Source organism: Bifidobacterium simiarum, from assembly GCF_002802905.1.
GTDB classification, from domain to species: domain Bacteria; phylum Actinomycetota; class Actinomycetes; order Actinomycetales; family Bifidobacteriaceae; genus Galliscardovia; species Galliscardovia simiarum.
Genome location: NZ_PEBK01000004.1, coordinates 101974 through 124525 on the forward strand (window position 1 = coordinate 101974; position 22552 = coordinate 124525).

Below are 22552 nucleotides of genomic sequence, written 5' to 3' on the forward strand. Positions count from 1 at the left end.
TCAACGGGGGAACATGCGTCATCCGATAGGCACAAGCCTCACAAAAAACGGACAGATCATGATGATCTGTCGTCGCGAGGATCCCAGTGACCGATGCCCGAATGACCCGTCTCCGCCGTTGACGCCGAGGCAGTTCGTGGTTTGGGCTTTACCGATATGTTCCGTCATCCCCGCTAAGGATGGCCTAAGGAAACGGCGTTCGGTCGAGTTGCCTTCAGACCGGACTGCTCCCGTTCCGGGCTATCTTCGTTTTGTGGGGCGGATTTGCCATGCTTGCAGACACCTATCTCCATTCTGGGGGTCGTTGGCGGGACATATGCCAAGTAGGATCCTTGCAATGGCAACGCCCATACTCGTGGTTTCCGGGTTGAAGCGCCCCGCAGAACGCAGTTAGGTGTCTGCAAGTGCTGAAATCCGCCCCAAAGAATGGAGATAGGTCCGGTTTGAGGCCGATCAGGGGTCAGACAGACCCCAGTCGGGCCCACACCAGCCCCAGTCGGGACCAAATCCGGACCTGGCATAGCCGCCGCAGGCCGCCCATCCCGCGGCAACCACGACGGCAAACGCAAACCACCACCGCGCAACAGAAAAACCCCGCAGGCCGATCCTTGTGGGAGTCCTGCGGGGTCTGATTGGAGGGAAGAGTCGACTACTGACGACAGGCGACTACTTCACGTTCTTGATGCTCATGATGAACACGCAGCCGATCAGCGCCACGGCGATGGCGACCGGGAACGCGAACACGTAGCCGGCGGAGAGCACCACGGTGCTCATCACGATCGGACCGCACATCTGGCCGAGGGTGGTGGCCATGTTGAGGATGCCGAGGTCCTTGCCGGCCTCCTCCTTGCTGGGCAGCACATCGACGTTCAGCGCCTGGTCGACCGAGGAGTACACGCCGTAGCCGAGGCCGGCGATGGTGGCGAAGAGGTACATGCCCATCGAGTTGGGGATGAACCACGGCATGGCGATACCGAAGGAGAACATCACGGAGGCCACGACCACGGGCACCTTGCGGCGGCCGATGCGGTCGGAGATCGGGCCGGAGACCAGCGAGCCGAGCAGGGAGACGATCATGGTGATGATCGACATCACGGAGATGGTCTTGGCGGATTCGGCGACGGACTGGCCGACGTAGTTCTGGATGATGTACAGCTGGTAGGCGTTGATCATCTGGTAGCTCAGCAGCATGCAGAAGCGGCCGACGAACGCCTTGTAGAAGTCGTGGGCGCCGTGGAAGCGCGGCGGGCGGAAGCTGGAGAGCACGTCCTTGAGGCTGCCTTCGTCCTTGGGCAGGAAGTCGGCGGAGGACTCACGCGGGATGATGACGATGGAGACGGGGCCGGCGAGGAACATGAGCACGCCGGCGATGGCGAAGCCGAGCGTCATGTTGTTAATGAACGTGGCGCCGAGCAGGGTGCCGATCGGCGCGCCGACCACGGAACCGGCGCCGTAGAAGGCGGAGAGGCCGCCGCGCATGCCGGCGGGGACACGGTCGGAGAGCACGGCCACCAGCGGGGCGATCATGGCGTTGAGGCCGCAGAGGCTGGCGCAGTACAGGATGGTGAGCAGCACGGGGTTGCTGGTCATGCCGGTGAAGAACAGCAGTACGCCGGCCACGACGGCGCCGCCGAGGATCCACGGGGTACGGCGGCCGAAGCGCGAGCGGGAGCGATCGGAGAAGTTGCCGAAGACGAGGTTGGAGACGAGACCGGCGATGGCGGAGCACGAGTTCACGATGCCGTTGAGCGCCTCGGGGGTGATGCCCTGGATGGTCTTGAAATGCAGCGGCATGAGCACGGCGAACGCGATGTTCAGGCCGGCCATCCACAGCACGCCGAACATCAGGAAGCCGGCACCGAAGCGCAGCACGGTGGTACGCGACAGCGGCTTGCCGGTTTCGGGGCTGAGGTTCGGGTCTTTCTCTGCGGCGGCGACGGCCGCATTGTAGGCGGCGAGGCGCGCTTCCTTGGAATCCGCCTGAGGTGCGGGGGCGGTGTTTGCGGCGGTCATATGTTCTCCTGTCTTCACTGACTTGAGTCGACGGATACCGATGGGTCGGGGATACCGGTTCGGCCGGCATCGCGCGCGGCGGTGCATGCGTCGGTATCGATATGCACAAGATAGAAATCACGATGGTCCCGGTCAAATTATTTCGCCGGTTCGGAAGCCCCAGACACCTTGGGATTTCAACGGTTTCGATATTTTTCGAAAACGAGGTACGGTGGTGGTGGACGGTGACGATCGGGGAGGTGCCGATGACGGGGATCAAGGACGTGGCTGCCAGGGCCGGGGTGTCGATCAGCACGGTGTCGTATGCGCTGAGCGGCAAGCGGAGGATCTCCCCGGAGGTGCGGCAGAAGGTGCTGCGGGCCGCCCGCGAACTGGGGTACTTCCACCACGCCGGCACGGTGGTCTCCTCCGGTCGCCGCACCGGATTCCTGGCGGTGAGTGACCCGATCCACTCCACCACGTCCGAACGCAACTACGCGGGCTTCCTGATGCAGATGGTCAAGGCCGCCCGCGCCCACGACTACGACGCGATCGTGCTGTCCGGGTCGGATGCCCATGCCGAGACCCGTCTGGAACAGGTGATCGACGCCGGCATGGTCGACGGCGTGATGCTGCTCGACGTGGAGGTGGACGACGACCGCGTCGGTCCGGCCGCCTCGTCGTCGGTGCCGTACGTGTCGGTGGGCGTGCCGAAGGAGACCGATCACCTCGTCTGCGTCGACCTCGACTTCGAGCGGGCGTGCCGCACGGCCGTGGACCGTCTGGCCGACCTCGGCCATCATGAATGCATCTTCTTCGGATCGGCCCCGGACGAATACCGCCGCCGATCGAACTTCGTGATGCGCTCGCTGGGATCCCTCCAGCATTACGCGCGCAAGCACGATATGACCCTGAAGGGCTATGCCCCGCCGAACGAGCTCGACCCGTCCGGCGCGTGGCCGATGAGCGTGATGGTCTCCCTGCTCGACAAGGCGTTCTCCGCCCAGCCGAGCGCCACCGCGATCATCGTGCAGTCCGATCTGATGTTCCTGGAGGCGCTGATCGGTCGTCTCGCCTCGATGGGCAAGCGCATCCCGCGGGACGTCTCGGTGCTGGCCCTGACCATGCTCGGCGACGCGGACCGGCTTTCGGTGCCGATCGACGAGCTGCCCCTGCAGCCGGAGCGCACCTGCTTCCGCGCGGTGGACATGATGATGGACATTCTCGCCGGCGGGGGAGTGCCGCTCGGCACGGTGGAACGCATGGAGATCCCGTATCTGGATCGCGGATCGGTCGGGCCCGCCCGGTTCTGACCGCAGACTCCGACCGCAGACACAGTTGGCAGATACGGTCGGCAACTGCAGTCGGCAGACACGGTCGGTAGCCGCAGTCGGCAGACACGGTCAGCGGCCGCGGTCAGAACCCGCCTTCACCGTCAGCCAGTCGAAATCAGTCGAAATCCAGCTGGGCGACCTGACGATCCTCGATTACCGTGTCAGGCATAGGCACCACGGCCGGCCCCGGCGACACCCCCGATGTCGATCGTCGAACGGCCCGGCCGAAGAACCCGAACACGTACTCGGATCACGCAACAGGATCACGCAGCAGGATCAAGCAGCAAAGGAGCGGCTGACATGAAATTCACCAACGGCTACTGGATGAACCGTCCGCACGTCGAGGCGCTGTACGCCCGTCAGGCCTACACGCTGGGCGTGGGCGCGGATGGCGAAAGCTTCGACGTGCTCGCCCCCACCCGCGAGGTGAAGGGCCGCAACGACACCCTGAACCTCGGTACCTTCGAAGTGCGCGTGAGCACCCCCGCCGAAGGCGTGGTCCGCGTGCAGTCCGCCCACTGGCTCGGCGCCGACGTCACCCCCGGATTCCCGCTCAACGTCGACAAGCCCGGCGACCGCGACTACGTGTCCGTCACCACCGAAGGCAACGGCGACGGCGAGGTCGGCGAGGACGGCGCCCGCGTGACCCTGAAGACCGGCGACCTCGAAGCCACCGTGGTCAAGGGCAGCCCGTGGAACCTCACGTTCAGCGCGAACGGCCGCACCCTCACCTCCAGCCAGGGCAAGTCGCTCGGCCGCTTCCAGCTCGACGAGCTCTCCGCCGTCACCACCCAGCCGGTCGGCGAATTCGGCGTCTCCAAGGACGGCTCCGCCTACGACGAGTCCGACGTGTTCAGCGCCATCCAGCTTTCGCTCGGCGTGGGCGAGACCGTCTACGGCTTCGGCGAGCGCTTCGGCACCTATGTGAAGAACGGTCAGACCATCGACGTGTGGAACCAGGACGGCGGCACCGCCTCCGAGCAGGGCTACAAGGACATCCCGTTCTACATGACCTCCAACGGCTACGGCGTGCTGGTGAACAACCGCGGCCACGTCTCCTTCGAGGTCGGCAGCGAAAACACCGACGCCGTGCAGTTCTCCGTGCCGGGCGAGGCCCTCGACTTCCTGGTGATCTACGGCCCGACCCCCAAGGAGATCCTGAACCGCTACACCGCGCTGGTGGGTCGTCCGGCGAACGTGCCGGCGTGGAGCTACGGCCTGTGGCTGACCACCTCGTTCACCACGAAGTACGACGAGAAGACCATCAACTCGTTCATCGACGGCATGGCCGAGCGTGACATCCCGCTCAGCGCCTTCCACTACGACTGCTTCTGGATGCGCGAGTTCCAGTGGACCGACTTCGAGTGGGACAAGCGTTTCTTCGGCGACATCGAGTCGACGCTGGAGCGTCTGCACAAGGACAAGGGCCTGCACATCTGCGCGTGGATCAACCCGTATCTCGGCCAGCGCGGCAAGATGTTCGCCGAAGGCAAGGAGAAGGGCTACCTCGTGCGCAAGCCCAACGGCGAGGTGTGGCAGACCGACATGTGGCAGGCCGGCATGGGTCTGGTGGACTTCACCAACCCGGATGCCCGCGCATGGTTCAAGGACAAGGTGAAGACGCTGCTGAAGCAGGGCGTGGACGCCATCAAGACCGATTTCGGCGAGCGCATTCCGCGTGACGTGGTGTGGTTCGACGGTTCGGAGAAGCTGTCGATGCACAACTGGTACACCGAGCTGTACAACCAGACGGTGTTCGAGGCGATCGAGGAGGTGCACGGCGTCGGCCGCGCCTGCCTGTTCGCCCGTTCCGCCACGGTCGGCGGCCAGCAGCATCCGGTGCACTGGGGCGGCGACTGCGAGTCCACGTTCAACGGCATGGCCCAGACCCTGCGTGCGGGCCTGTCGATCACCAGCTCCGGCTTCGGCTTCTGGAGCCACGACATCGGCGGCTTCGAGGGCGCGTTCCCGGATCCGGCTGTGTACAAGCGCTGGGTGGCGTTCGGTCTGCTCGGCTCGCACTCCCGTATGCACGGCTCCACCGTGTACCGCGTGCCGTGGCTGTTCGACGAGGCCGATGAGAAGAACGGCGTGAAGCTGGTTCCCGGCCAGACCGCCGTGGACGTGGCCCGCGAGTTCACCAAGCTCAAGCTGTCGCTGATGCCGTACCTGTACGAGACCGGTCTGCAGCCGCACCGCGCCGGCACCCCGGTCATGCGCTCGATGTTCGTCGAGTTCCCGGACGATCCGGCCTGCCGTACGCTCGACCGTCAGTACATGTTCGGTCCGTCGCTGCTCGTCGCCCCGGTGTTCAGCTACTCCGGCGACGTGGAGTACTACCTGCCCGCCGGCGTGTGGACCAACTGGTTCACCGGCGAGAAGGTGGAGAGCGCCGGCCAGTGGCGCAAGGAGAACCACGGTTACGACACCCTGCCGCTGTGGGTGCGCGACGGTTCCGTGCTGGTCACCCGTCCGGGCGCCGAGACCCCGGAGTACGAGTACGGTCGCGACGCGCTGGTCTCCGTGTTCCTCGACGGCGTGGATTCGGCCGAGGCCGTGGTGGAGAGCGAGTCCGGCGACAAGGTGACGTTCTCGGCCCGCCGCACGGCCGACGGCGTCGAGGTCTCCAGCTCCGACGGCCGCCCGTTCCGCGCCCGTCTTGGTTTCGGCGAGATCGTCGAGGCCGCCGACGGCAAGATCACGCTGTGATCACCGCAATCCGAGGCTGCGGCAGGAATCCTGGATCGCGGTCGCGGTGAACCGGATCTCCTCGGGGGTGAGCGGACGCCGGAACGTCAATCGCAACGCGGATTTGGCGACCGGCTCCGGCACCCCCATCGCCAATAGGGTCGGCGGGATCTCGTGCCGGCCGATCGCGCACGCCGAGCCGGACGAGCACGCAATGCCGCGTGCGTCGAGATCGACCAGCAGCGCCTCGCCGGTGACTCCGGGGAAGATGAACGAGGCGTGGCCGGGCAGACGGTCGTCCGGATCGCCGGTCAGTTTCGCCTGTGGTACGGCCCGGGTGATCGCCGTGATCAGCTCGTTTCGTGAGGCGACCAGTCGGTCGTACTGTTTGGTGAGACGGGCGACCGACTCGTGCAGTCCGATGGCCAATGCCACCGCGCCCGCCACGTTCTGCGTACCGGAGCGCAGTCCCCGTTCCTGACCGCCGCCGCTCAGTATCGGTTCGATCGGCGTGCGTCCGCGCACCAGCAGCGCGCCCAATCCCTTCGGGGTGCCGAACTTGTGGCCGGAGACGCTGAGCGCGTCCAGATCCCACTCGTGCATGCGGATCGGGATCTGCCCGGCGGCCTGCACGGCGTCGACGTGCACCGGCACGCCGTGGGCGTGGGCGATGCGGGCGATCTCGGCCACCGGCTGCACGGTGCCCACCTCGTTGTTCGCCAGCATGACCGATACCAGCGCGGTGCGGTTCGCGGGTCTGCCGGTGTGGTCGTGATCGGTGTGGTCGTGATCGGCGGTGTCATGATCGTCGGTGTTGGGGAGATCGGCCTCCGACAGACGATCCTCCAGTGCCTGGAGATCGACGCGGGCCCGATCGTCCACCGGAATGCGGACGACCTCGAATCCGAAATACTTCGCCATCCAGTCGGCGGACTGGGCCACGGCCGGGTGTTCGATCGCGGAGATGATGATCCGCGGCGGCAGGGTGGCCGCGCAATCGTTTGCTGCCGATCCGGCTGCCGTCCGGTCGGTCATTGTTTGTCCGGTCACTGCCCGTTCGGTGATTGTCTGTCCGGTGATCGCCCGTTCGATCAGTGCGCGCCGTGCCAGCGCAATACCCTTGATGGCCAGATTGTCGGCCTCCGTGCCGCCGGACGTGAAGATCACGTCGTCGGCACGGGCCCCCAGATCGGCGGCGAACGAATGCCGGGCCGCGTCCAACGCCCGGGCCGCGGTTTTGCCTGGCTGATGCACGCTCGCCGGATTCGCGTACGCGTCGGTGAGGAACGGCATCATCGCCTGCAAGACCTCATGGCTCACCGGTTCGGTGGCCGCGGCGTCGAGATACAGCTCGTCGTCCATGCCGATCCTCCTCAGATGTCCAATCCCAGATCGATGCTGCGTACGCTGTGCGTGAGCGCCCCGACGGAGATCACGTCCACGCCGGTCGCGGCCACGGCGGCCACGCGGTCGAGGGTCATGTTGCCGCTCGCCTCCACGATCGCCCGGCCGTCGATGAGCTGCACGCCACGGGCGGTGTCGTCCAGCGAGAAGTTGTCGAGCATGATCGTGTCCGCGCCGCCGTCGAGGGCCGCGGGAATCTGGTCGAGCCGATCGACCTCCACCTCGATATGCGTGGTGTGCCCGACCTGATCGCGGATATGCCGGATCGCGCCGGCCATGTCCAGCCCCTCCTTGGCCAGCGCGGCGAGATGATTGTCCTTCACCATCACCGCGTCGGAAAGCCCGTACCGGTGGTTGCGGCCGCCGCCGCAGGTCACCGCGTACTTCTCGAACGGTCGCAGGCCCGGCGTGGTCTTGCGGGTGTCCACGATCCGGGTGCGCGGGAAGGTGCGGGGCGTGATGACGGTACCGGTGTCGGGGTCGCCGGCGTCGTCGTGACCGGCGTCGTAGATCCGATTCACCTCGGCCACGAACGCGGCGGTCATCGTGGCGATGCCGCACATGCGCTGCGTGAAGTTCAGGGCCACGCGCTCGGCCGTCAGCAGGTCGCGCATCGGGCCGGACGCTTCGGCGAGCGTCTGCCCGGCCTCGAACCGGTCGCTGTCCTTGATGTGGGCGGTGACGGTGATATCGGGGTTGAGCGCGGCGAATGCGGCGGCGAACACGCCGATGCCGCTCATCACGCCGGTTTCGCGGGCGACGAGCCGTGCCGTGCCGGTCTCGTCGGCCGGAATCGTGGTCTCCACGGTGACGTCCCCGTACGGGGCGTCCTCCTCAAGCGCGGCCTCGACGGCCCGCCGGATCACCTGGTTGGTAAGCATTGCTGGTTATGGTCCTTTCGACTATTCCGCCGGGCTGCCGCTACTGCAGTCGGTAGGCCACGGAATGCGCGAGACTCGGGTTGATCTGCGGGAAATCCGAGCGCGTATGCGCGCCGCGGGACTCGCAGCGGTTGATCGCCGCCACGGCCTGCACGTATCCGATGGCGAGCAGATTGCGGTTCTCCAGCGTGGTCACGTCGGCGACGTCACCGCGATCCCGGCGCCGCGATTCCGCAAGATTCGCCGCGGCCAATCCTTCGGCGAGGTCGCGCACGGTGGCGTCGAGCGTGCCGTCGTCGCGGATCAGGCCGACGCCCTTCCACATCATCCGTTCGATGGCGTCCCGATCCCACGGCGTGGCCGTGTCCCCTTCGCGAACGGTCGGGGTCTGCAGCGTCATCGGCTGCTGGCACACCGGCATGCCGGGGATCGCGCTGTTGCGGAACGGTTCGGGGGCGAACGCCCATCCGCGGGTCAGATCGTCGCGCACGGCGGCCAGTCCCGCACGGCGTCCGTAGACCAGACCCTCGAGCAGCGAGTTCGAGGCCAGACGGTTCGCGCCCTGCACGCCGGTCCGCGCGCACTCGCCCGCCGCATACAGGCCGGGAATGCTGGTACGGCCGAACAGATCGGTGCGGATGCCGCCCATCCAGTAGTGCGCGGCCGGGGCCACGGGGATCGGCTCCTTGCTCCAGTCGAAGCCGAGCGAACGGGTGTAGGCGTCGATCGTGGGGAAGCGGTGGGCGAGGAAGGTCGCCAGATCGGGGTGCTCGCGGCGCATCGGCGACACGTCCAGCATCACCGGCCGGCCGCCCTGCGCCTGCATGGTCCGGAAGTTGGCGCGGGCCACCACGTCGCGCGGGGCCAGTTCGGCGCGCGGATCCACCTTCGTCATGTAGCGCTCGCCGTGCTCGTCGAGCAGCACCGCGCCCTCGCCGCGCACCGCCTCGGAGACGAGGAAATGCTCGCCGACGGCCAGCGCGGTGGGATGGAACTGGTAGAACTCCAGGTCGGCCACCTCGGCGCCGGCGCGCAGTGCGGCGGCCAGTCCGTCACCGGTCGCGACCGCGGGGTTCGTGGTATATGGGTAGAGGCGTCCGGCGCCACCGGTGGCGAGGATCACCTTCGTCGCCTCGATCACCCGTTCGGTGGGTTGCGTGGATTCGGCGGCGTTGGCGTCTGCGTTGGCGGTGTTGCTGTCGGTGTTGGCTTCGTTGCCCGCGTCGTCGTTCACCAGCAGCCGCACGCCGGCCACGCGGCCGTCCCGCAGCACGATGTCCTTGAGGAACGCGTGCTCCATCACCGTGATGCGCGGATTCTCCCGCACCATCTCGGCCACGTCGATCTCCAGCACCTTGCCGGTGGCGTCGCCGCCCGCATGGACCACGCGGGCCCGGGAGTGCGCGGCCTCGAGACCGCGCAGGATGTGCCCGTCCTGACCGCGGTCGAACCGCACGCCGGCGTTGGCGAACTCGCGTACGCGGCTCGCGCCCTCCTGCGTGAGAATCGACACGGCCTTCGGATCGCACAGGCCGTCTCCCGCGGCCAGGGTGTCCTGCGCATGCAGGTCGGGGCCGTCGTCGTCGAAGATCGCGGCGGCGATGCCTCCCTGCGCGTGATACGTGTTCGACTCCATGAACGCGGTCTTGGTGACCAGCAGCACGTCGTCCACCTTCGGTCCGCTGGGCAGCGAATCCGGGCCGGCCGCGCCCGATCCGGCCAGTCCCTCGCTGCCGATGCGCAGATCCCCGGCGGCGGCCAGTGCCGCGGACAGTCCCGCCGCGCCCGATCCGATGATGACGATCACGGGTGCACCTCCAGCATGCGTTCCAGCGCCACGCGGGCGTCGCGGGCGGTGTCGTCGTCCACGGTGATGCGGTTGACGATGTTGCCCCGCTCGATGTTCTCCAGCGCCCACGCCAGATACGCCGGGTGGATGCGGTACATCGTGGAGCAGGGGCAGACCACCGGGTCGAGGCAGAACACGGTCTTGTCCGGGTACTGCGCGGCGAGGCGGTTCACCAGATTGATCTCGGTGCCCACGGCGATGGCCGAACCGGCCGGGGCGTTCGCGATCTCCTTGACGATGTACGCGGTGGAGCCCACGCCGTCGGCCGCGTCCACGGTCTGCATCGAGCACTCCGGGTGCACGATCACCTTCACGCCGGGGTAGGCCTTGCGGGCGCGTTCGATCTGATCGACCGTGAAGCGCTGGTGCACGGAGCAGAAGCCTTTCCACAGGATCATCTTCGCCTTCGCGTAGTCGGCCGGATCGGAGGCGCCGCCGCACGGCTTGAACGGATCCCACAACGGCATTTCGCTCAGCGGGATGCCCATCGCGCGGGCGGTGTTGCGGCCCAGATGCTGGTCGGGGAAGAACAGGACGCGCTTGCCGCGGGCGAACGCCCATTCCAGCACGGCGTGTGCGTTCGACGACGTGCACACGATGCCGCCGTTGCGGCCGCAGAACGCCTTGAGCGCGGCGGAGGAGTTCATGTAGGTGACGGGGATGATCTGCTGACGGCCGTCGGCGTCGGGGGTGCGGCCGCAGATGTCGGCGAGCTGCTCCCAGCAGTCCTCGACCTGATCGATGTTCGCCATGTCGGCCATCGAGCAGCCGGCGGACAGGTTCGGCAGGGTCACGCTCTGCTCGGGCGTGGAGAGGATGTCGGCGGTTTCGGCCATGAAATGCACGCCGCAGAACACGATGTGCTCGGCGTCCGGGCACTGCGTGGCGTTCTTGGCCAGCTGGAACGAGTCGCCGACGAAATCGGCGTGCACGATGATCTCGTCGCGTTGGTAGAAGTGGCCGAGGATCAGCAGCTTGCTGCCGAGACGGGCCTTGGCGTCGCGGATGCGCTCCTGTAGCTCGTCGTCGGAGGCGGTTCGGTACTCCTCGGGCAGCATCTGCTGGCGGGGCGCGTTCTTCGGGATCAGGTTCAGTGCGTTGGCGCCGGGGCCGTAGCCGGGCTTGACGGTGGGGGTGTCGAAATGCCACGGGTCCTGGGTCAGGCCCGCGTCGCAGGTACTGGTCGCGCCGAGTTTGGCGATGATCTCGTCGACCGACGGTGCGGTGAATGCTGCGGTCATGATGTGTCCTTTCGGGGGTTGTGCGTTGACGATTGTTGACGTGTGTTTTGGCGGTGTTGGTCTGGTCGGTGACTGTGGGGGCCGGGTTTGGTGGGTCCGTGCCGGGTTGGCGTGCCGGGCCTGTTGGGCCGTGCCGGGTGATCCGGGGTCATCGGGACGGGATCAATGCCGCAAGTGCTGCGTTGTGATCGGGGCGATCCGGACGGTCACTGGGATTGCCGGAGCCGGGGGAGTGGCCGTCACCGGTCGGCTGGAACGATTCGCGGCGTCTGGCGAACGGTGGCCAGTCGCTGTGTTTGGCATCGGCCGCGGTGGTGTCGGAACCGGTGGTGTCGGGTGCGTACCGGTATGTGGCCGCGGGACGGTGACGTCCCTCGCGGCGTTTGCGGCCGGTCGGCTCGAGCTGTCCGGAGGCGAGCATCTTCCGGCGGAAGTTCGCCAGATCGATCGGCTGCTCGGTGATGGCCTCGTACACGCCGTGCAGCTGGGCGAGCGTGAACTCGTCGCCTACGAGCTTGGTGGCCACGTCCGGGTATTCGATCTTGTTGCGCAGACGCCACAGCGCGTAGTCGATGATCGTGCGGTGGTCGAAGGCCAGCGTGGGCAGATCGTCCTCGGGGAACCAGCGCACGTTGTCGGCCTCGGCGAAGTCCTTGGTCTCGGCCTGGCCGACCAGCGCCCAGTAGACGATCGACACCATCGGCAGACCGCCGTGCGAACGGGAGGGGTCGCCGAAGGTGTAGAGCTGCTCGAGATAGCGCGGGTGCAGATCGGTGGTGGATTCCAGCGCCGCGTAGGCCGCCTGCTCCAGCGAATGATCGGCGCGCAGACCGCCGCCCGGCAGCGCCCAGTCGCCGAGGAACGGCTGACGGACGCGGCGGACCAGCGGGATCCACAGGGTGTTCTTCTTGGCGTTGGCGGTGGCGGAATTGTTGGCGGTGGGGTCTGTGCCGACTGTGGGACCTGTGCCGACTGCTGGGGCTACGCCGGCGGCCGGGCCGAGCGCCAGGATCACCACCGAAACGCCGATGGCAGGCGGCTGCGCTCGCCGCTCCGAAACGTTGCCCATGTTCATGCCGTGCTCCTTGCCGAGGTCGAGGGTTTCGGGGCTGGATGACGCCCCGGATCTCGATGTCGCACTGAGCATAGCACTTATAGTCAAAATGACTAAAAACAATCCGAGTGTTGTTCGGTCGAGCAGGGGAATGATTGGTTCTTACAACATGCCCCCGCTGGCGGGGGCTGGCTGCGTAGGCAGACTGGGGGTGGTCAAGCGGCGTGTGCTGTTCCTTGGCCGAATCGATCACTATTGGTTGGCCGATCCGTTCGCCAACGACCTTGATTGGCCAACCCGTTCACGAGGACCCCGAAAATCCCCTCTTCATGAACGGTTTCGCCAAGTGAAGGGAGGGATGAGTAATCCTTAGACATACCTCGGGGGCTGACTACCGTAGGTGGATTGAAAGTGGGCGAACGGTGATGGAATTTGACCACCCCCCAGTCTCGCGTCCGCTCGACAGCCCCCGCCGGCGGGGGCGAGACTCCCGTCGTCTCATCCGATCAGCGAATTTTGCGCCCGCCGGCGGGAGCTGGACGCCGGAGGCGGACTGAGGGTGGTCGAGTGATGTGCTTCGCTGACTTCAGGCTTCCCCCTCTGGGGGAAGCTGTCGGCGTAGGCCGACTGATGAGGGGCCAATTGGCGTCGCCGCGTCCGTCGGTAGCCGAGGGGAGGAGCCTGTGCAGGCTCCGACGGTCGCATATGTGGCTTGACAGATGGGGGCTAAATCCAGCTGTCGAATCACGATGCCGAGGCGTGAAGGCGACAGTCCGGTGGACTGTCGGTAGCCGAGGGGAGGAGCCTTTACAGGCTCCGACGGTCGCATATGTGGTTCGACAGCTGCGGTTAGATCCAGCTGTCAAACCACATATGCGACAGCCAAAACTCATACGGCACGGGCATGGCGGTCCAGATCGGGTAGAAGAACACGGAGATCACGGTGATGACGAATAGCACGCCGCCCATGATCCACCAGAACGTGAAGGCGTTCAGGGTGCGGTGCAGCCAGTCCGCCACGTAGACGAATCCGAGGATTACCCATGGCAGGATCGCGATGGCGTAGAACGTGAACGTGGTGCGGTTGAGGTACTGCGCCCAGGGCAGCCATCCGCCGAGGAATCCGGCGAGCACCGCCCAGATCCTCCAGTCGCCGCGCTTCACCGCCACGGCGATGATTACGCCGACGATCACGCATGCCGACCCGATCCACCAGATCAGCGGATTGCCCAGCGAGGTGACCGCCGAAATGCATTTGGAGTTCGGCGCCAGCGCGCACAGTCCGGGATGCTGGTCGTCGGGGAATTCGTACCAGTAGAAGCTGGTCGGCCGCTGCTGGATCGGCCAGGTCAGCGGATTGGCCTTGTAGTCGTGCGGGGCGTCGAGCGTGGTGTGGAACTGCCACATCTGTACGTGATACTGCACGAACGATCGCAGCGACTCCGGCAGCCAGGTGATGCCCTCGCCGGGATGGTTCGCCGCCCAGTCATGCATGTAGGAATCGGGGTGGATGAACCAGCTGATCCATCCGGCCAGATACGTGGCGATGTAAACGGGCACCATATACAGGGCGGCGAGGATACCGTCCTTCCAGATTCCGGTGCCCAGCCAGCCGCGGAAACCGGCCTGCCGCCGCTCCCACGCGTCCCAGAACACGCTGATCACGCAGAATACGGCGAAGAAGTAGGCGCCCGACCATTTCACGCCGGTGGTCAGACCCAGCAGTACGGCCGCGGCGAGACGCCACCATGAGAACGCGATGATCGGTCCGGTGGCGTCGAGCTGGAGCTTCAGATGCCCCTGACGGTCGGCGACCGGAATCCATTTGGCATGGCGCTGCCTCGCCGCGCGATCATAGGCCTCCCGCAGTCGCTTCCGCGCCCAGTCCCGGTGTCCCAGCAGGCACAGCAGGGCGGACAGGGCGAACAGCATGATGAAGTTGTCGAGCAGTGCCGTACGGCTCAAGGTGATCGCCATGCCGTCGATGGCCATCAGAAATCCGCCGACTAGGGCCATCGGCAGGGACCGGAACAGTCGCAGAATCACCCGGCAGAGCACGACGATGGCGATGGTGCCGACCAAAGCGGTGGAGAACCGCCATGCGAACGGGTTCTCGGCACCGCCGAACAGTTTGAGCCCCACGGCGATGCACCATTTGCCCACCGGGGGATGCACCACGTATTCCGCGGATTGCAGCCAGTCGGTGAGATGCTGGCCGTTGGCGAAATACTCGTCGATCTTGACGCCGTTCAGCACTTCCGGCCAGTCCCGCGGCTCTCCGGTCAGCAGCATCGTCCAGGCGTCCTTGACGTAATACGTTTCGTCGAACACCACGGCCCGCGGCGATCCCAGACGGATGAACCGCAGCAATCCGCCGAACACGGCCATCAGGATCGGCCACACCCATCCCGCCAGACGGGGATTCATCTCGGGCAGGCGAAGCCGCTTCCCCGACCGGGCCGCCGGCTGTCCGCCGTGTGATCTGGTTGCTGATGCGCTGCTGTTCATGTCTCCAGCCTATTGCCCGGTCACGAAAGTCGGGAGATATCTCCCTGTTTTTGTGTCACGGTTGTTGCGTCACAGTACCGCGGAGATCAGCAGCAGGACGAGGGCGATCGCCGGGCATGCGAACTGCTTGACGGCCGCGCCGCGCTTGTCCGGGCTGCCGGTGAACAGCACCATGGCGGCGAGCGACATGGACGCGGCGCCGGCGACCATCAGCGTCACGCCGACGGTGGTCGTGCCGATCAGGACGAGCGCCGCGCCCGCCAGCGCCATGATGCCGAGAAACAGATTGTAGAAGCCCTGATTGTAGGCCATTTCCTTCGTCGCCTCGGCTTCCCGGGCCGAGGGGATGGAGAACGTCTTCATCGTCTTCGGATCGGTCCACCGGAACGATTCCAGAACGAAGATCAGGACGTGAAGCAGTCCGGCGAGAATCGCGAACACGCAGGATGCGGTCAGCGTAATCGATGCCAGTGTCATCGGTCGATTCCTTTCCGTATGCGGATAACCGCACATAGGGTAGCAGCCATCCCCGCCGGGATTCGGCCGATCGTCGATGGTCGATCGGGGGCGATCGGTTCAGCCGCGATTGTCGAACATCTGCAGGAGCATCTTGCTCGGTTCGAGCGCGTAGACGGTGTGGGGCAGTCGCGCGCTCAGGTAGACGATGCCGCCGGCGGTGAGTTCGACCGTACGGTCGCCGCCGCCGATGCGCAGTCGGCCTTCGAGCACCTGAATCGTCACCGGCATGGCCGCGGTGTGCTCGCTCAACGCCTGATCCTTGTCAAAGGCGAACAGCACGGCGCGCAGACCGTCCTCCCGCAGTACCGTGCGGGATACCGTGGCCTCCTCCTGGATGTCGATCAGCGAGGCCAGATCGGCGACATGGCTCAGATGCGGTTCGACCGAGATGGCATGGCCCTCGGCGTCATGACGGCACTGGCACTTGCCGTGCTGGCAGTGCTGGGTGTCGTGGGTGTCGTTGGTGTGCTGGGGGTCGTGGGTTTCGTGGTTGTCGTGGCACTGGCACTTGCTGTGCTGGGTGGTTTCGTCGGTCATGGCGGACTCCTATCTGTTCGTATCTGTTCGGCTGGGGTGTTGGGTGGATGATGACTGCGTCGATGCGGTCACCAGGGTCATCATCCATTATCCGTTGGCTTGTTCCCGCTGTCTTGTCGCATGTTCTGTGTTGTCACGCCGTCGGCTTGCGCACGACGAAGGCGATGCCGGTGAGCTCGTCGCGGTACCGGTTGAACGTGGATTTCATGCCGAGCACGCGGGCGCGAATATCCTTGTTTCGCAGCACATTACGCAGGATGCGCAGCACGCCGGCCGGTCCCTCGTCGGCGAGGTTGCGGCGCATGTCCAGCAGGGCCATCGGTTCCTGACCGCTCCACAGCACCTCGAATCCCTGCGATTCCAACAGTTCGCGCCACTCGGCCTCGGTGAGCGGACGGGCGTTCACCTTGATGCTGCGGGCCAGTGCCTTGCGGATCTCATCCTTGACGGATTCGTCCAGATCGTCCGGCTTGAGACCGAGCTCGTGAATCGAATAGGTGCCGCCGGCGCGCAGCAATCGGAATGCCTCGCCGATGATCGCCCGCTTGCCACGGTCGGACTGCATGGTGAGCATGGCCTCGCCGATCACCGCGTCGGCGCTGTTCGATTCGAGACCGGTATCGGCGGCGTCGCGCAGCACGCAGCTTGCGGGGATGGGAGTCTGGTCGGTGGTGGTGCGGTCGGTGGTGGGCTGGGCTGTGGCGGTCTGGCTTTCGGTGAGTTTGGTGAGGATGTCCACGACCTGCGGATCGCGGTCCACGCCGCGGTAGCTCTTCGGCCGCCGGTCCAGAATCGCTCTGGTGGTCAGGCCGAGGCCGGGGGCGAACTCGACGACGTCACGGTCGGCGAGATCGGTGTGGGCGAGCATGCGTTCGGTGAGTTTCCTGCCGCCGGGGCGCAGGACGCGCTTGCCGATGCGGGCCAGCAGCCAGTGCCCCTGCAGGTGGGCGGGGTCGCGATCGGACTGCGGCAATGGCAGGGCTGCGTTGGGATTGGTGGTGGCGGTGTTGGTGCCGGCGTTGGAGTCAGTATTGGCGTTGGGTTTGAGGCCGTTGCGGCTGTTGATGCTGTTGTCGGTCATTGGTCGAAATGCTACCGACGGCGGTGATGCGGCACAAGAGTGTTGCGTAGGAAAATGTCGATCGTGACCGGGATCACAGCGATGGGATCACAGCGACGGAATCACAGCGACGGGCGGGGTGAGTTCGATGGGAAGACCTCAACGAGATGAGGTGCATAGGGGATGAGATGAGACGTATGGGAGCCTCGAGTGAGAATCGGACTCACGACCTCTTCCTTACCAAGGAAGTGCTCTACCACTGAGCTATCGAGGCGTGGCGGATAGTGGATTCGAACCACTGAAGCACGAAGCGGCTGATTTACAGTCAGCTCCCTTTGACCGCTTGGGAAATCCGCCAGTCTGTTTCCCTCGGCGATCGAAGCCCTGCCCGCTCGCTTCAGGCAACCTGAACATCATGGCACGGAGGTGCGCGACGCGCAAGTCGATCGATCCCTGATTGTTCTCTATACAGACCCCGTCTCAAAATATGTGCGGAGCGGGTTGTGCGGAGCGAAGGGTCTGGCGCGGAATGGCAAAAAGACGACATAGGCCATTCCGTGACGGTGCCCATCATGGCCCATAGTCGGCGGTCGTTGCAATTTCAACGTTTCTGATGGTCGCGGAATACGACGTATCGTCGAAACGTGGCTCCGTGCCAAATCGGTTGTCACGGAAACGGAGATGACGGTTTTCCGACGTTCCGTACCCCGATTTTCCGGCACGGAACGCCGTATCGCATGACATATCGATTTCGTGCCGAATCCGGTGTCGGACAGGTGGGTCACATCGGTATCGTGAATACGATCCCAGCTCTCTTCTCCTTTGAATCAGCACGAACCTGCGAGTACTATAACCAGTCAAAAGAGGCAAGGCAGCTCATTTAAGGTTGAAAGCGTGGCGTATGTCGGATAACCAACCGTCAATTGAAGTGCAGGCGATGAGAATGCTTGCGGATGATGATTTTCTTGCGCTTGATTCTCGGCTGAATCGTCCCAATGTATTCGAAGCCGTGAATCTGGGACATGAAGAGATTCGGCACTCAGCCTTTCTCGCATGGTTGTTGAACCCCTCGAATCCGCACGGGTTGGGTGATTTGTTCATCCGGCGATTGCTTGCGGAGCTTTTCGAAGAGAATCCCGCCGGCGGCTTTGCCTCGTTGGCTGCGGATGATTTGACGGACCTGAAAGTCGTTCGTGAATCTGAATCGAACATCGACCTCCTCATTCGCACTCGAGACGATCGTTTGGTGGTATGCGTCGAAAACAAGATTTTTTCTGGTCTGCATGATCGACAGCTTGATAAGTACCATCGGTATGTCGAAGACATGTATGGGGATTATCGTTACCGGCTATATGTGTTGTTGACTCCTGCCGGCTATGAACCTGCAGATGACCAGAGCGAGAATCCTTCCTCATGGTTGCCGTTCTCATATTCATCATTGGCCGGAGTGATGGAATCCTTGATTCCGTATGCCAATGACCGTGCGCGCATCTGCATAGAAGACTACATTTCGGTGCTGAAGAAGGAGAGCATCATGGAAGACGACGAACTGGACGAGCTCGCGTCAAACCTGTACGGAAGGTACCGCGGAGTTTCTGACTTGGTCAATGAACGTTGCGCGGGGCAGGCTGGAATCGCCGGTTATCTTCGTGGCATCTACCTATCTGTCCTGAACGAGGATAAGGATTCCGGCGGTTTCTCTGACTGCGCGCCCATGGACTCCACTGGAGCCTATTTGTCATTCCATACTGTTGCCATGGACGAATACCTGCATAATGACCGTTCTCGGGCAGGGTCGTGGGGGGCCGCCAGCGATACCTATCAATATTGGGTGTATCCGAGCCTGCTGAAGCCGACTATTAAGCTGGAACTCGGACCTTCCGGTCAGCCATCGGATGTCATTCAGGCGATGGAATCGCTTCGGAAAGTGGCGAAGGCCCGGAACCCCGAAATCAGCCCGGCCAATCGGTACCGCGTGATCAAATCCATTCCCACACGTATCGACGAGACTGAGACGGTTAATGCGGATGATATCGATGTCGAGGCCATCAAGAAGAAACTCCGTAAGGCTATAAACAGTATGCTTGACTTCGAGAAAAAAGCACTTGCCGAGCTCGGGACTATGCCTGTCGTCGGATGACCTCGCCGGCTTCGACGCCGTTCATGTAGTCGCGCAGTACGACTGTATGGTTGACCAGCGGATCCTTGGCTGCATACAGGAGCGCACCGGATCATGTCCGAACCATTTCCGCAGTTCGGGCGATGGCGCGATGTCCTTCATCCACAGGTCAAGTGAGGCGCGCTGCCTGTTCGTCGTTGTTGCTGCCATCAGTCGGGCAGGATGGTGCCGGTGGAGAACAGCGCCGCGCTGCCGCCGAGACTGACTCGGCCGTTGCTGACCGTGGCGTGGATGACGCCGCCGCGCGCCGATGCCTGATATGCGGTGAGTGCGGGTTTGCCGAGGCGTTTGCTCCAGTACGGCAGGATGTGGCAGTGGCCGGAACCGCAGACCGGGTCCTCGGGAACGTTGAGCTTCGGCGCGAACGAGCGGGATACGCAGTCGAAGCCCGAATCCGCGTCGCCGACCGCCGTGACGTTGGCCAGCAGGCCGGGCAGATCCTTGAGCAGTTCCTGATCGGGATCGAGGTTGCGCACGGTCTGTTCGTCGGGCATCACGCACAGCAGGTCGCGGCCGAGCCACGCCTCGATGGGGCGCGCGCCCAGCGCCAGTTCCATCGCATCGGTGACCGGCGTGGGCTTCAGATCGAAGGCGGGGAAATCCATCGTGAACACGTCGCCGGCGTGGTCGTTGACACCGTCCCCGCTGCCACGACGCCGGGTCACGGTCAGCACGCCGCTCATCGTGCGGAACCGCACCACATCGGCGTCCGGCTCAACGAACCGCAGGATCACGTACGCCGTGGCGAGCGTCGCGTGCCCGCATAGGTCGATCTCGCCGCCCGGCGTGAACCAGCGCAGGCGCCATCCTTCCGGTTCGCGCACCGCAAACGCGGTCTCGGAGAACCGGTTCTCCATCGCGATATCCGCCATCAGTTCGTCCGGGGGCCATGATTCCGGTAGGCACACCGCCGCCGGGTTGCCTCTGAACACCCTGTCCGTGAACGCGTCCACCACATACTGTTTGATAGCCATGGTCCATTCCCTTCCCGCGGAATCGATTCGGCTCGTGTGATTGCGCGACCGATGGCAGCCATCGATAGGCCTTCAAACACGCATTTTGGTCTATAACCCCGAAAACAGCATGAAAAAGGGGTTCCGGCGAACTGCCGAAACCCCTGATGGCGGAGGATACGAGACCCCAACCTTCACGCCCTCTCGTTCCTACTGCTGACTGGTGTTTCGCGTTTCGATGGTTCCGCGGACTCATCTTCGCGCTCATTCGATGCGAACAGGGGAGTTCGTTCCTGCATCAGGGGTGCCGTGACGGGCCTTCGCGGTGCCGTGGCATTGCCTTCGCTGAGTTCTGCACTGAATAGTCATTCAACGCTGAATTCAGCGTAGATTCAGCGTATCGCTCTCAGCCGATTGCGGAAGCGCACCTAGTGGGGGGCCTGCGGCTTCCTCTCTCGGATTGCTTGTGAAGCTTCAAGATACCCGCACATTACGCTACATACCTAGGAACTTGACCGTGGAACCTAGGAAGTCTACTGTGGAACCTAGGAAGTTGATGGGTTTGTGTTCCTAGGTTGTTTCCCAGGTTCTTCTTCGACGTGCAGGGAGGTCCCATGTTTTCCAAGGTCGTTACCGACGACGATTTGGCCGTGGCAGTGAATACCATGCGTGAGGCCAACACCGATCTGGCGGACTACGAGATCAAGGACGCCAAAGGCGGCTTCCCGTCTTCCGTGGTGGATTCCATGGTGGCGTTCGCCAATACGTCTGGTGGCGTGGTCATTCTCGGTATCTCCGAGAAGACGTTCGATTCGGTGGATGTGGACGTCAAGATGCTGCAGAGTCAACTTGCACAAGCTGCTCGTGACCGCATCAGTCCGTCTATCATGGCCGACATCCTCGTACTGCACTACGGCGGCAGGCCGGTGGTCGTCGCCAATATCCCCGAACTGGACGTGCGTCAGAAGCCCTGCTACATCCGCAAGGACGGCAGGCCCAATGGCTCATATCTGCGCACCGGTGACGGTGACTACAAGATGACGATGTACGAGATCGACCGGTTCATGGAGAACCAGTACCGAATGGCCCGCAACGATGTCGCCATCGTAGACGAAGCCACAGTGAATGATTTGGACCAGATGCTGTTGAACGGATGGCTGAATATCCAGCGAGGGGGATCGTTCGGCGGCACCGCGTCCATGAGCGATGAACAATTGATGGTCAATCGTCGTGTACTGGCCTATGACGCGCAGAATGTGCTGCGTCCCACGATTGCGGGGCTGATGGCATTGGGGGCTTTCCCCCAGAAGTTCTTCCCTCGATTGAACATCGTGTTCTCGGCGTTTCCCACGTCGGCGAAGGGCGACGTTGCGGCGGGAGGTCGTAGGTTCGTAGATTCGCGGAACATTGATGGGCCCATCCCGGTCATGTTGCTTGCTGCGCTGCGCGCAGTGTCCCGCAACATCAGGCATGGGGCTGTGGTCAAGGGTGCTTTGCGCGAGGATGTGCCGGAGTATCCCCTCGCAGCGGTCAGGGAGGCGGTGGCGAACGCCCTGATGCACCGTGACTACTCGCTGGACGCGCAGGGGGCGCCGGTGCGCGTGGAGCTGTACCCGGATCGTCTGGAGATCATCAACCCCGGCGGTCTGTTCGGCCCATTGACCGTGGACGCGCTGGGCAAAAAGGGCAGCACCCAGTCCCGGAACCAGTTCCTCTCGCGCATTCTGGAGGATGTGCCCTACACGGACATCGACGGACAGGTCGGTCGCGTGGTGGAGAACCGTGGAACCGGATACGCAATCATCGAAGGCTCTCTTGCCGATGCGCTCATGGATCCACCGGTGCCGGTGAGTACGTTGAGTGAATTCCGCATCATCTTCGGGCATCGCAGAATGACTGAGCAGGAGGGGCCTTCCTATTCACGGGACAACATGCGTCAGGCGATTCTCTCGTATCTGGCAGAGCGGAACAGCGCCAGCACATCCGAACTGGCCAACGCGGCGGGTGTGTCCTCTAAGACCATCCGCGATTACCTGTCTGGTTTGATGGCTGAGAACCTCGTCGAGGGCATCGGGTCCAAGTACAGTCCCAAGCGCCGGTATCGGCTGGTGGCTTCCGAGTAACAGCTGAGGCTGAGCTGCATACTCTGAACCCGAACCTGTACCTAGGAAGTTACCTAGGAACCTAGGAAGTGAGTGTGGGAAAAGTTCCTAGGTTGGGGTGCGGGTTCGGGTTGGTGAGATGCCAAACAGGATGGCGGGAACGTCTGTGGGATGTGGATGGAGTTTCGGCTGCACGTCTGAACCGTCAGGCCATTTGGATTGTTCTTGCGGTGTTTGGACATGAGGGATTT

Annotated in this window: 13 protein-coding genes, 2 tRNA genes and 3 pseudogenes; 4 read left to right on the top strand and 14 right to left on the bottom strand. The window is 64.0% G+C overall.

Features of this window, described 5'->3' with window-relative positions:
- Window positions 1–747: 747 nt before the first annotated feature.
- A pseudogene (locus CSQ87_RS05005) lies at window positions 748–2100 on the bottom strand (MFS transporter); the annotation flags it as partial.
- A 158-nt stretch (window positions 2101–2258) separates the two neighbouring features.
- On the opposite strand from CSQ87_RS05005, the gene CSQ87_RS05010 reads away from it, so the two are divergent.
- Together CSQ87_RS05010 and yicI are read left to right on the top strand one after the other, a co-directional pair.
- Entirely contained in the window at window positions 2259–3305 is a 1047-nt protein-coding gene (locus CSQ87_RS05010; protein WP_165776744.1) for a LacI family DNA-binding transcriptional regulator, read from the top strand.
- A gap of 321 nt (window positions 3306–3626) precedes the next feature.
- Window positions 3627–6035: an alpha-xylosidase gene (yicI, locus tag CSQ87_RS05015; protein ID WP_100512791.1), complete on the top strand. Its 2409-nt coding sequence runs from the start codon at window positions 3627–3629 to the stop codon at window positions 6033–6035.
- On the opposite strand, the gene CSQ87_RS05020 is transcribed toward yicI, so the two are convergent.
- From CSQ87_RS05020 to CSQ87_RS05070, 11 genes and pseudogenes are all read right to left on the bottom strand, one after another.
- Window positions 6036–7376 (bottom strand): cysteine desulfurase family protein, encoded by a 1341-nt coding sequence (locus CSQ87_RS05020; RefSeq protein ID WP_100512792.1) that lies wholly within the window; start codon window positions 7374–7376, stop codon window positions 6036–6038.
- An 11-nt stretch (window positions 7377–7387) separates the two neighbouring features.
- Complete coding sequence (locus CSQ87_RS05025) at window positions 7388–8299, bottom strand: nicotinate-nucleotide diphosphorylase (RefSeq protein ID WP_100512793.1); 912 nt, start codon at window positions 8297–8299, stop codon at window positions 7388–7390.
- A gap of 40 nt (window positions 8300–8339) precedes the next feature.
- Window positions 8340–10106, bottom strand: a complete 1767-nt coding sequence (locus tag CSQ87_RS05030) for an L-aspartate oxidase (RefSeq protein WP_100512794.1) — start codon at window positions 10104–10106, stop codon at window positions 8340–8342.
- Window positions 10103–11389, bottom strand: a complete 1287-nt coding sequence (nadA, locus tag CSQ87_RS05035; RefSeq protein ID WP_100512795.1) for a quinolinate synthase NadA — start codon at window positions 11387–11389, stop codon at window positions 10103–10105. Before nadA ends, CSQ87_RS05030 begins: the two co-directional genes overlap by 4 nt.
- A gap of 340 nt (window positions 11390–11729) precedes the next feature.
- Window positions 11730–12464 (bottom strand): annotated as a pseudogene (locus CSQ87_RS05040) (NUDIX hydrolase); the annotation flags it as partial.
- An 828-nt stretch (window positions 12465–13292) separates the two neighbouring features.
- Window positions 13293–14870, bottom strand: a complete 1578-nt coding sequence (locus tag CSQ87_RS05045; protein WP_243388847.1) for a dolichyl-phosphate-mannose--protein mannosyltransferase — start codon at window positions 14868–14870, stop codon at window positions 13293–13295.
- 150 nt (window positions 14871–15020) lie between these two features.
- A complete protein-coding gene (locus tag CSQ87_RS05050; protein WP_100512798.1) occupies window positions 15021–15428 on the bottom strand; it encodes a DUF1304 domain-containing protein in 408 nt (135 codons plus the stop codon).
- Between the two features lie 99 nt (window positions 15429–15527).
- Window positions 15528–16007: a cupin domain-containing protein gene (locus tag CSQ87_RS05055; RefSeq protein WP_240541775.1), complete on the bottom strand. Its 480-nt coding sequence runs from the start codon at window positions 16005–16007 to the stop codon at window positions 15528–15530.
- A gap of 133 nt (window positions 16008–16140) precedes the next feature.
- On the bottom strand, window positions 16141–17088 hold the full coding sequence (locus CSQ87_RS05060; protein WP_100512799.1) for a class I SAM-dependent methyltransferase: 948 nt from the start codon (window positions 17086–17088) through the stop codon (window positions 16141–16143).
- A 181-nt stretch (window positions 17089–17269) separates the two neighbouring features.
- Window positions 17270–17341: transfer RNA gene (locus CSQ87_RS05065), tRNA-Thr, on the bottom strand.
- Window position 17342: 1 nt separating this feature from the next.
- Window positions 17343–17424, bottom strand: a tRNA-Tyr gene (locus CSQ87_RS05070).
- A gap of 544 nt (window positions 17425–17968) precedes the next feature.
- On the opposite strand from CSQ87_RS05070, the gene CSQ87_RS05075 reads away from it, so the two are divergent.
- Window positions 17969–19207: a PDDEXK-like family protein gene (locus CSQ87_RS05075; protein WP_100512800.1), complete on the top strand. Its 1239-nt coding sequence runs from the start codon at window positions 17969–17971 to the stop codon at window positions 19205–19207.
- Here the strand turns inward: CSQ87_RS05075 and CSQ87_RS11125 are convergent.
- Window positions 19188–19375 (bottom strand): annotated as a pseudogene (locus CSQ87_RS11125) (DUF488 domain-containing protein); the annotation flags it as partial. The gene CSQ87_RS05075 and the pseudogene CSQ87_RS11125 overlap by 20 nt on opposite strands.
- A 20-nt stretch (window positions 19376–19395) precedes the next feature.
- Entirely contained in the window at window positions 19396–20220 is an 825-nt protein-coding gene (locus CSQ87_RS05085) for a PhzF family phenazine biosynthesis protein (protein ID WP_207761101.1), read from the bottom strand.
- A 593-nt stretch (window positions 20221–20813) separates the two neighbouring features.
- Between CSQ87_RS05085 and CSQ87_RS05090 the strand changes: the two genes are divergently transcribed.
- Window positions 20814–22322 (top strand): ATP-binding protein, encoded by a 1509-nt coding sequence (locus CSQ87_RS05090; protein WP_133122349.1) that lies wholly within the window; start codon window positions 20814–20816, stop codon window positions 22320–22322.
- Window positions 22323–22552 lie beyond the last annotated feature (230 nt).

Coding starts and splice junctions, on each gene's coding strand:
- CSQ87_RS05055 (WP_240541775.1), bottom strand. CDS start 16,007: ATGACCGACGAAACCACCCAGCACAGCAAGTGCCAGTGCCACGACAAC.
- CSQ87_RS05025 (WP_100512793.1), bottom strand. CDS start 8,299: ATGCTTACCAACCAGGTGATCCGGCGGGCCGTCGAGGCCGCGCTTGAG.
- CSQ87_RS05060 (WP_100512799.1), bottom strand. CDS start 17,088: ATGACCGACAACAGCATCAACAGCCGCAACGGCCTCAAACCCAACGCC.
- CSQ87_RS05090 (WP_133122349.1), top strand. CDS start 20,814: ATGTTTTCCAAGGTCGTTACCGACGACGATTTGGCCGTGGCAGTGAAT.
- CSQ87_RS05045 (WP_243388847.1), bottom strand. CDS start 14,870: ATGAATCCCCGTCTGGCGGGATGGGTGTGGCCGATCCTGATGGCCGTG.
- CSQ87_RS05050 (WP_100512798.1), bottom strand. CDS start 15,428: ATGACACTGGCATCGATTACGCTGACCGCATCCTGCGTGTTCGCGATT.
- CSQ87_RS05020 (WP_100512792.1), bottom strand. CDS start 7,376: ATGGACGACGAGCTGTATCTCGACGCCGCGGCCACCGAACCGGTGAGC.
- CSQ87_RS05010 (WP_165776744.1), top strand. CDS start 2,259: ATGACGGGGATCAAGGACGTGGCTGCCAGGGCCGGGGTGTCGATCAGC.
- nadA (WP_100512795.1), bottom strand. CDS start 11,389: ATGACCGCAGCATTCACCGCACCGTCGGTCGACGAGATCATCGCCAAA.
- yicI (WP_100512791.1), top strand. CDS start 3,627: ATGAAATTCACCAACGGCTACTGGATGAACCGTCCGCACGTCGAGGCG.
- CSQ87_RS05075 (WP_100512800.1), top strand. CDS start 17,969: ATGTCGGATAACCAACCGTCAATTGAAGTGCAGGCGATGAGAATGCTT.
- CSQ87_RS05085 (WP_207761101.1), bottom strand. CDS start 20,220: ATGGCTATCAAACAGTATGTGGTGGACGCGTTCACGGACAGGGTGTTC.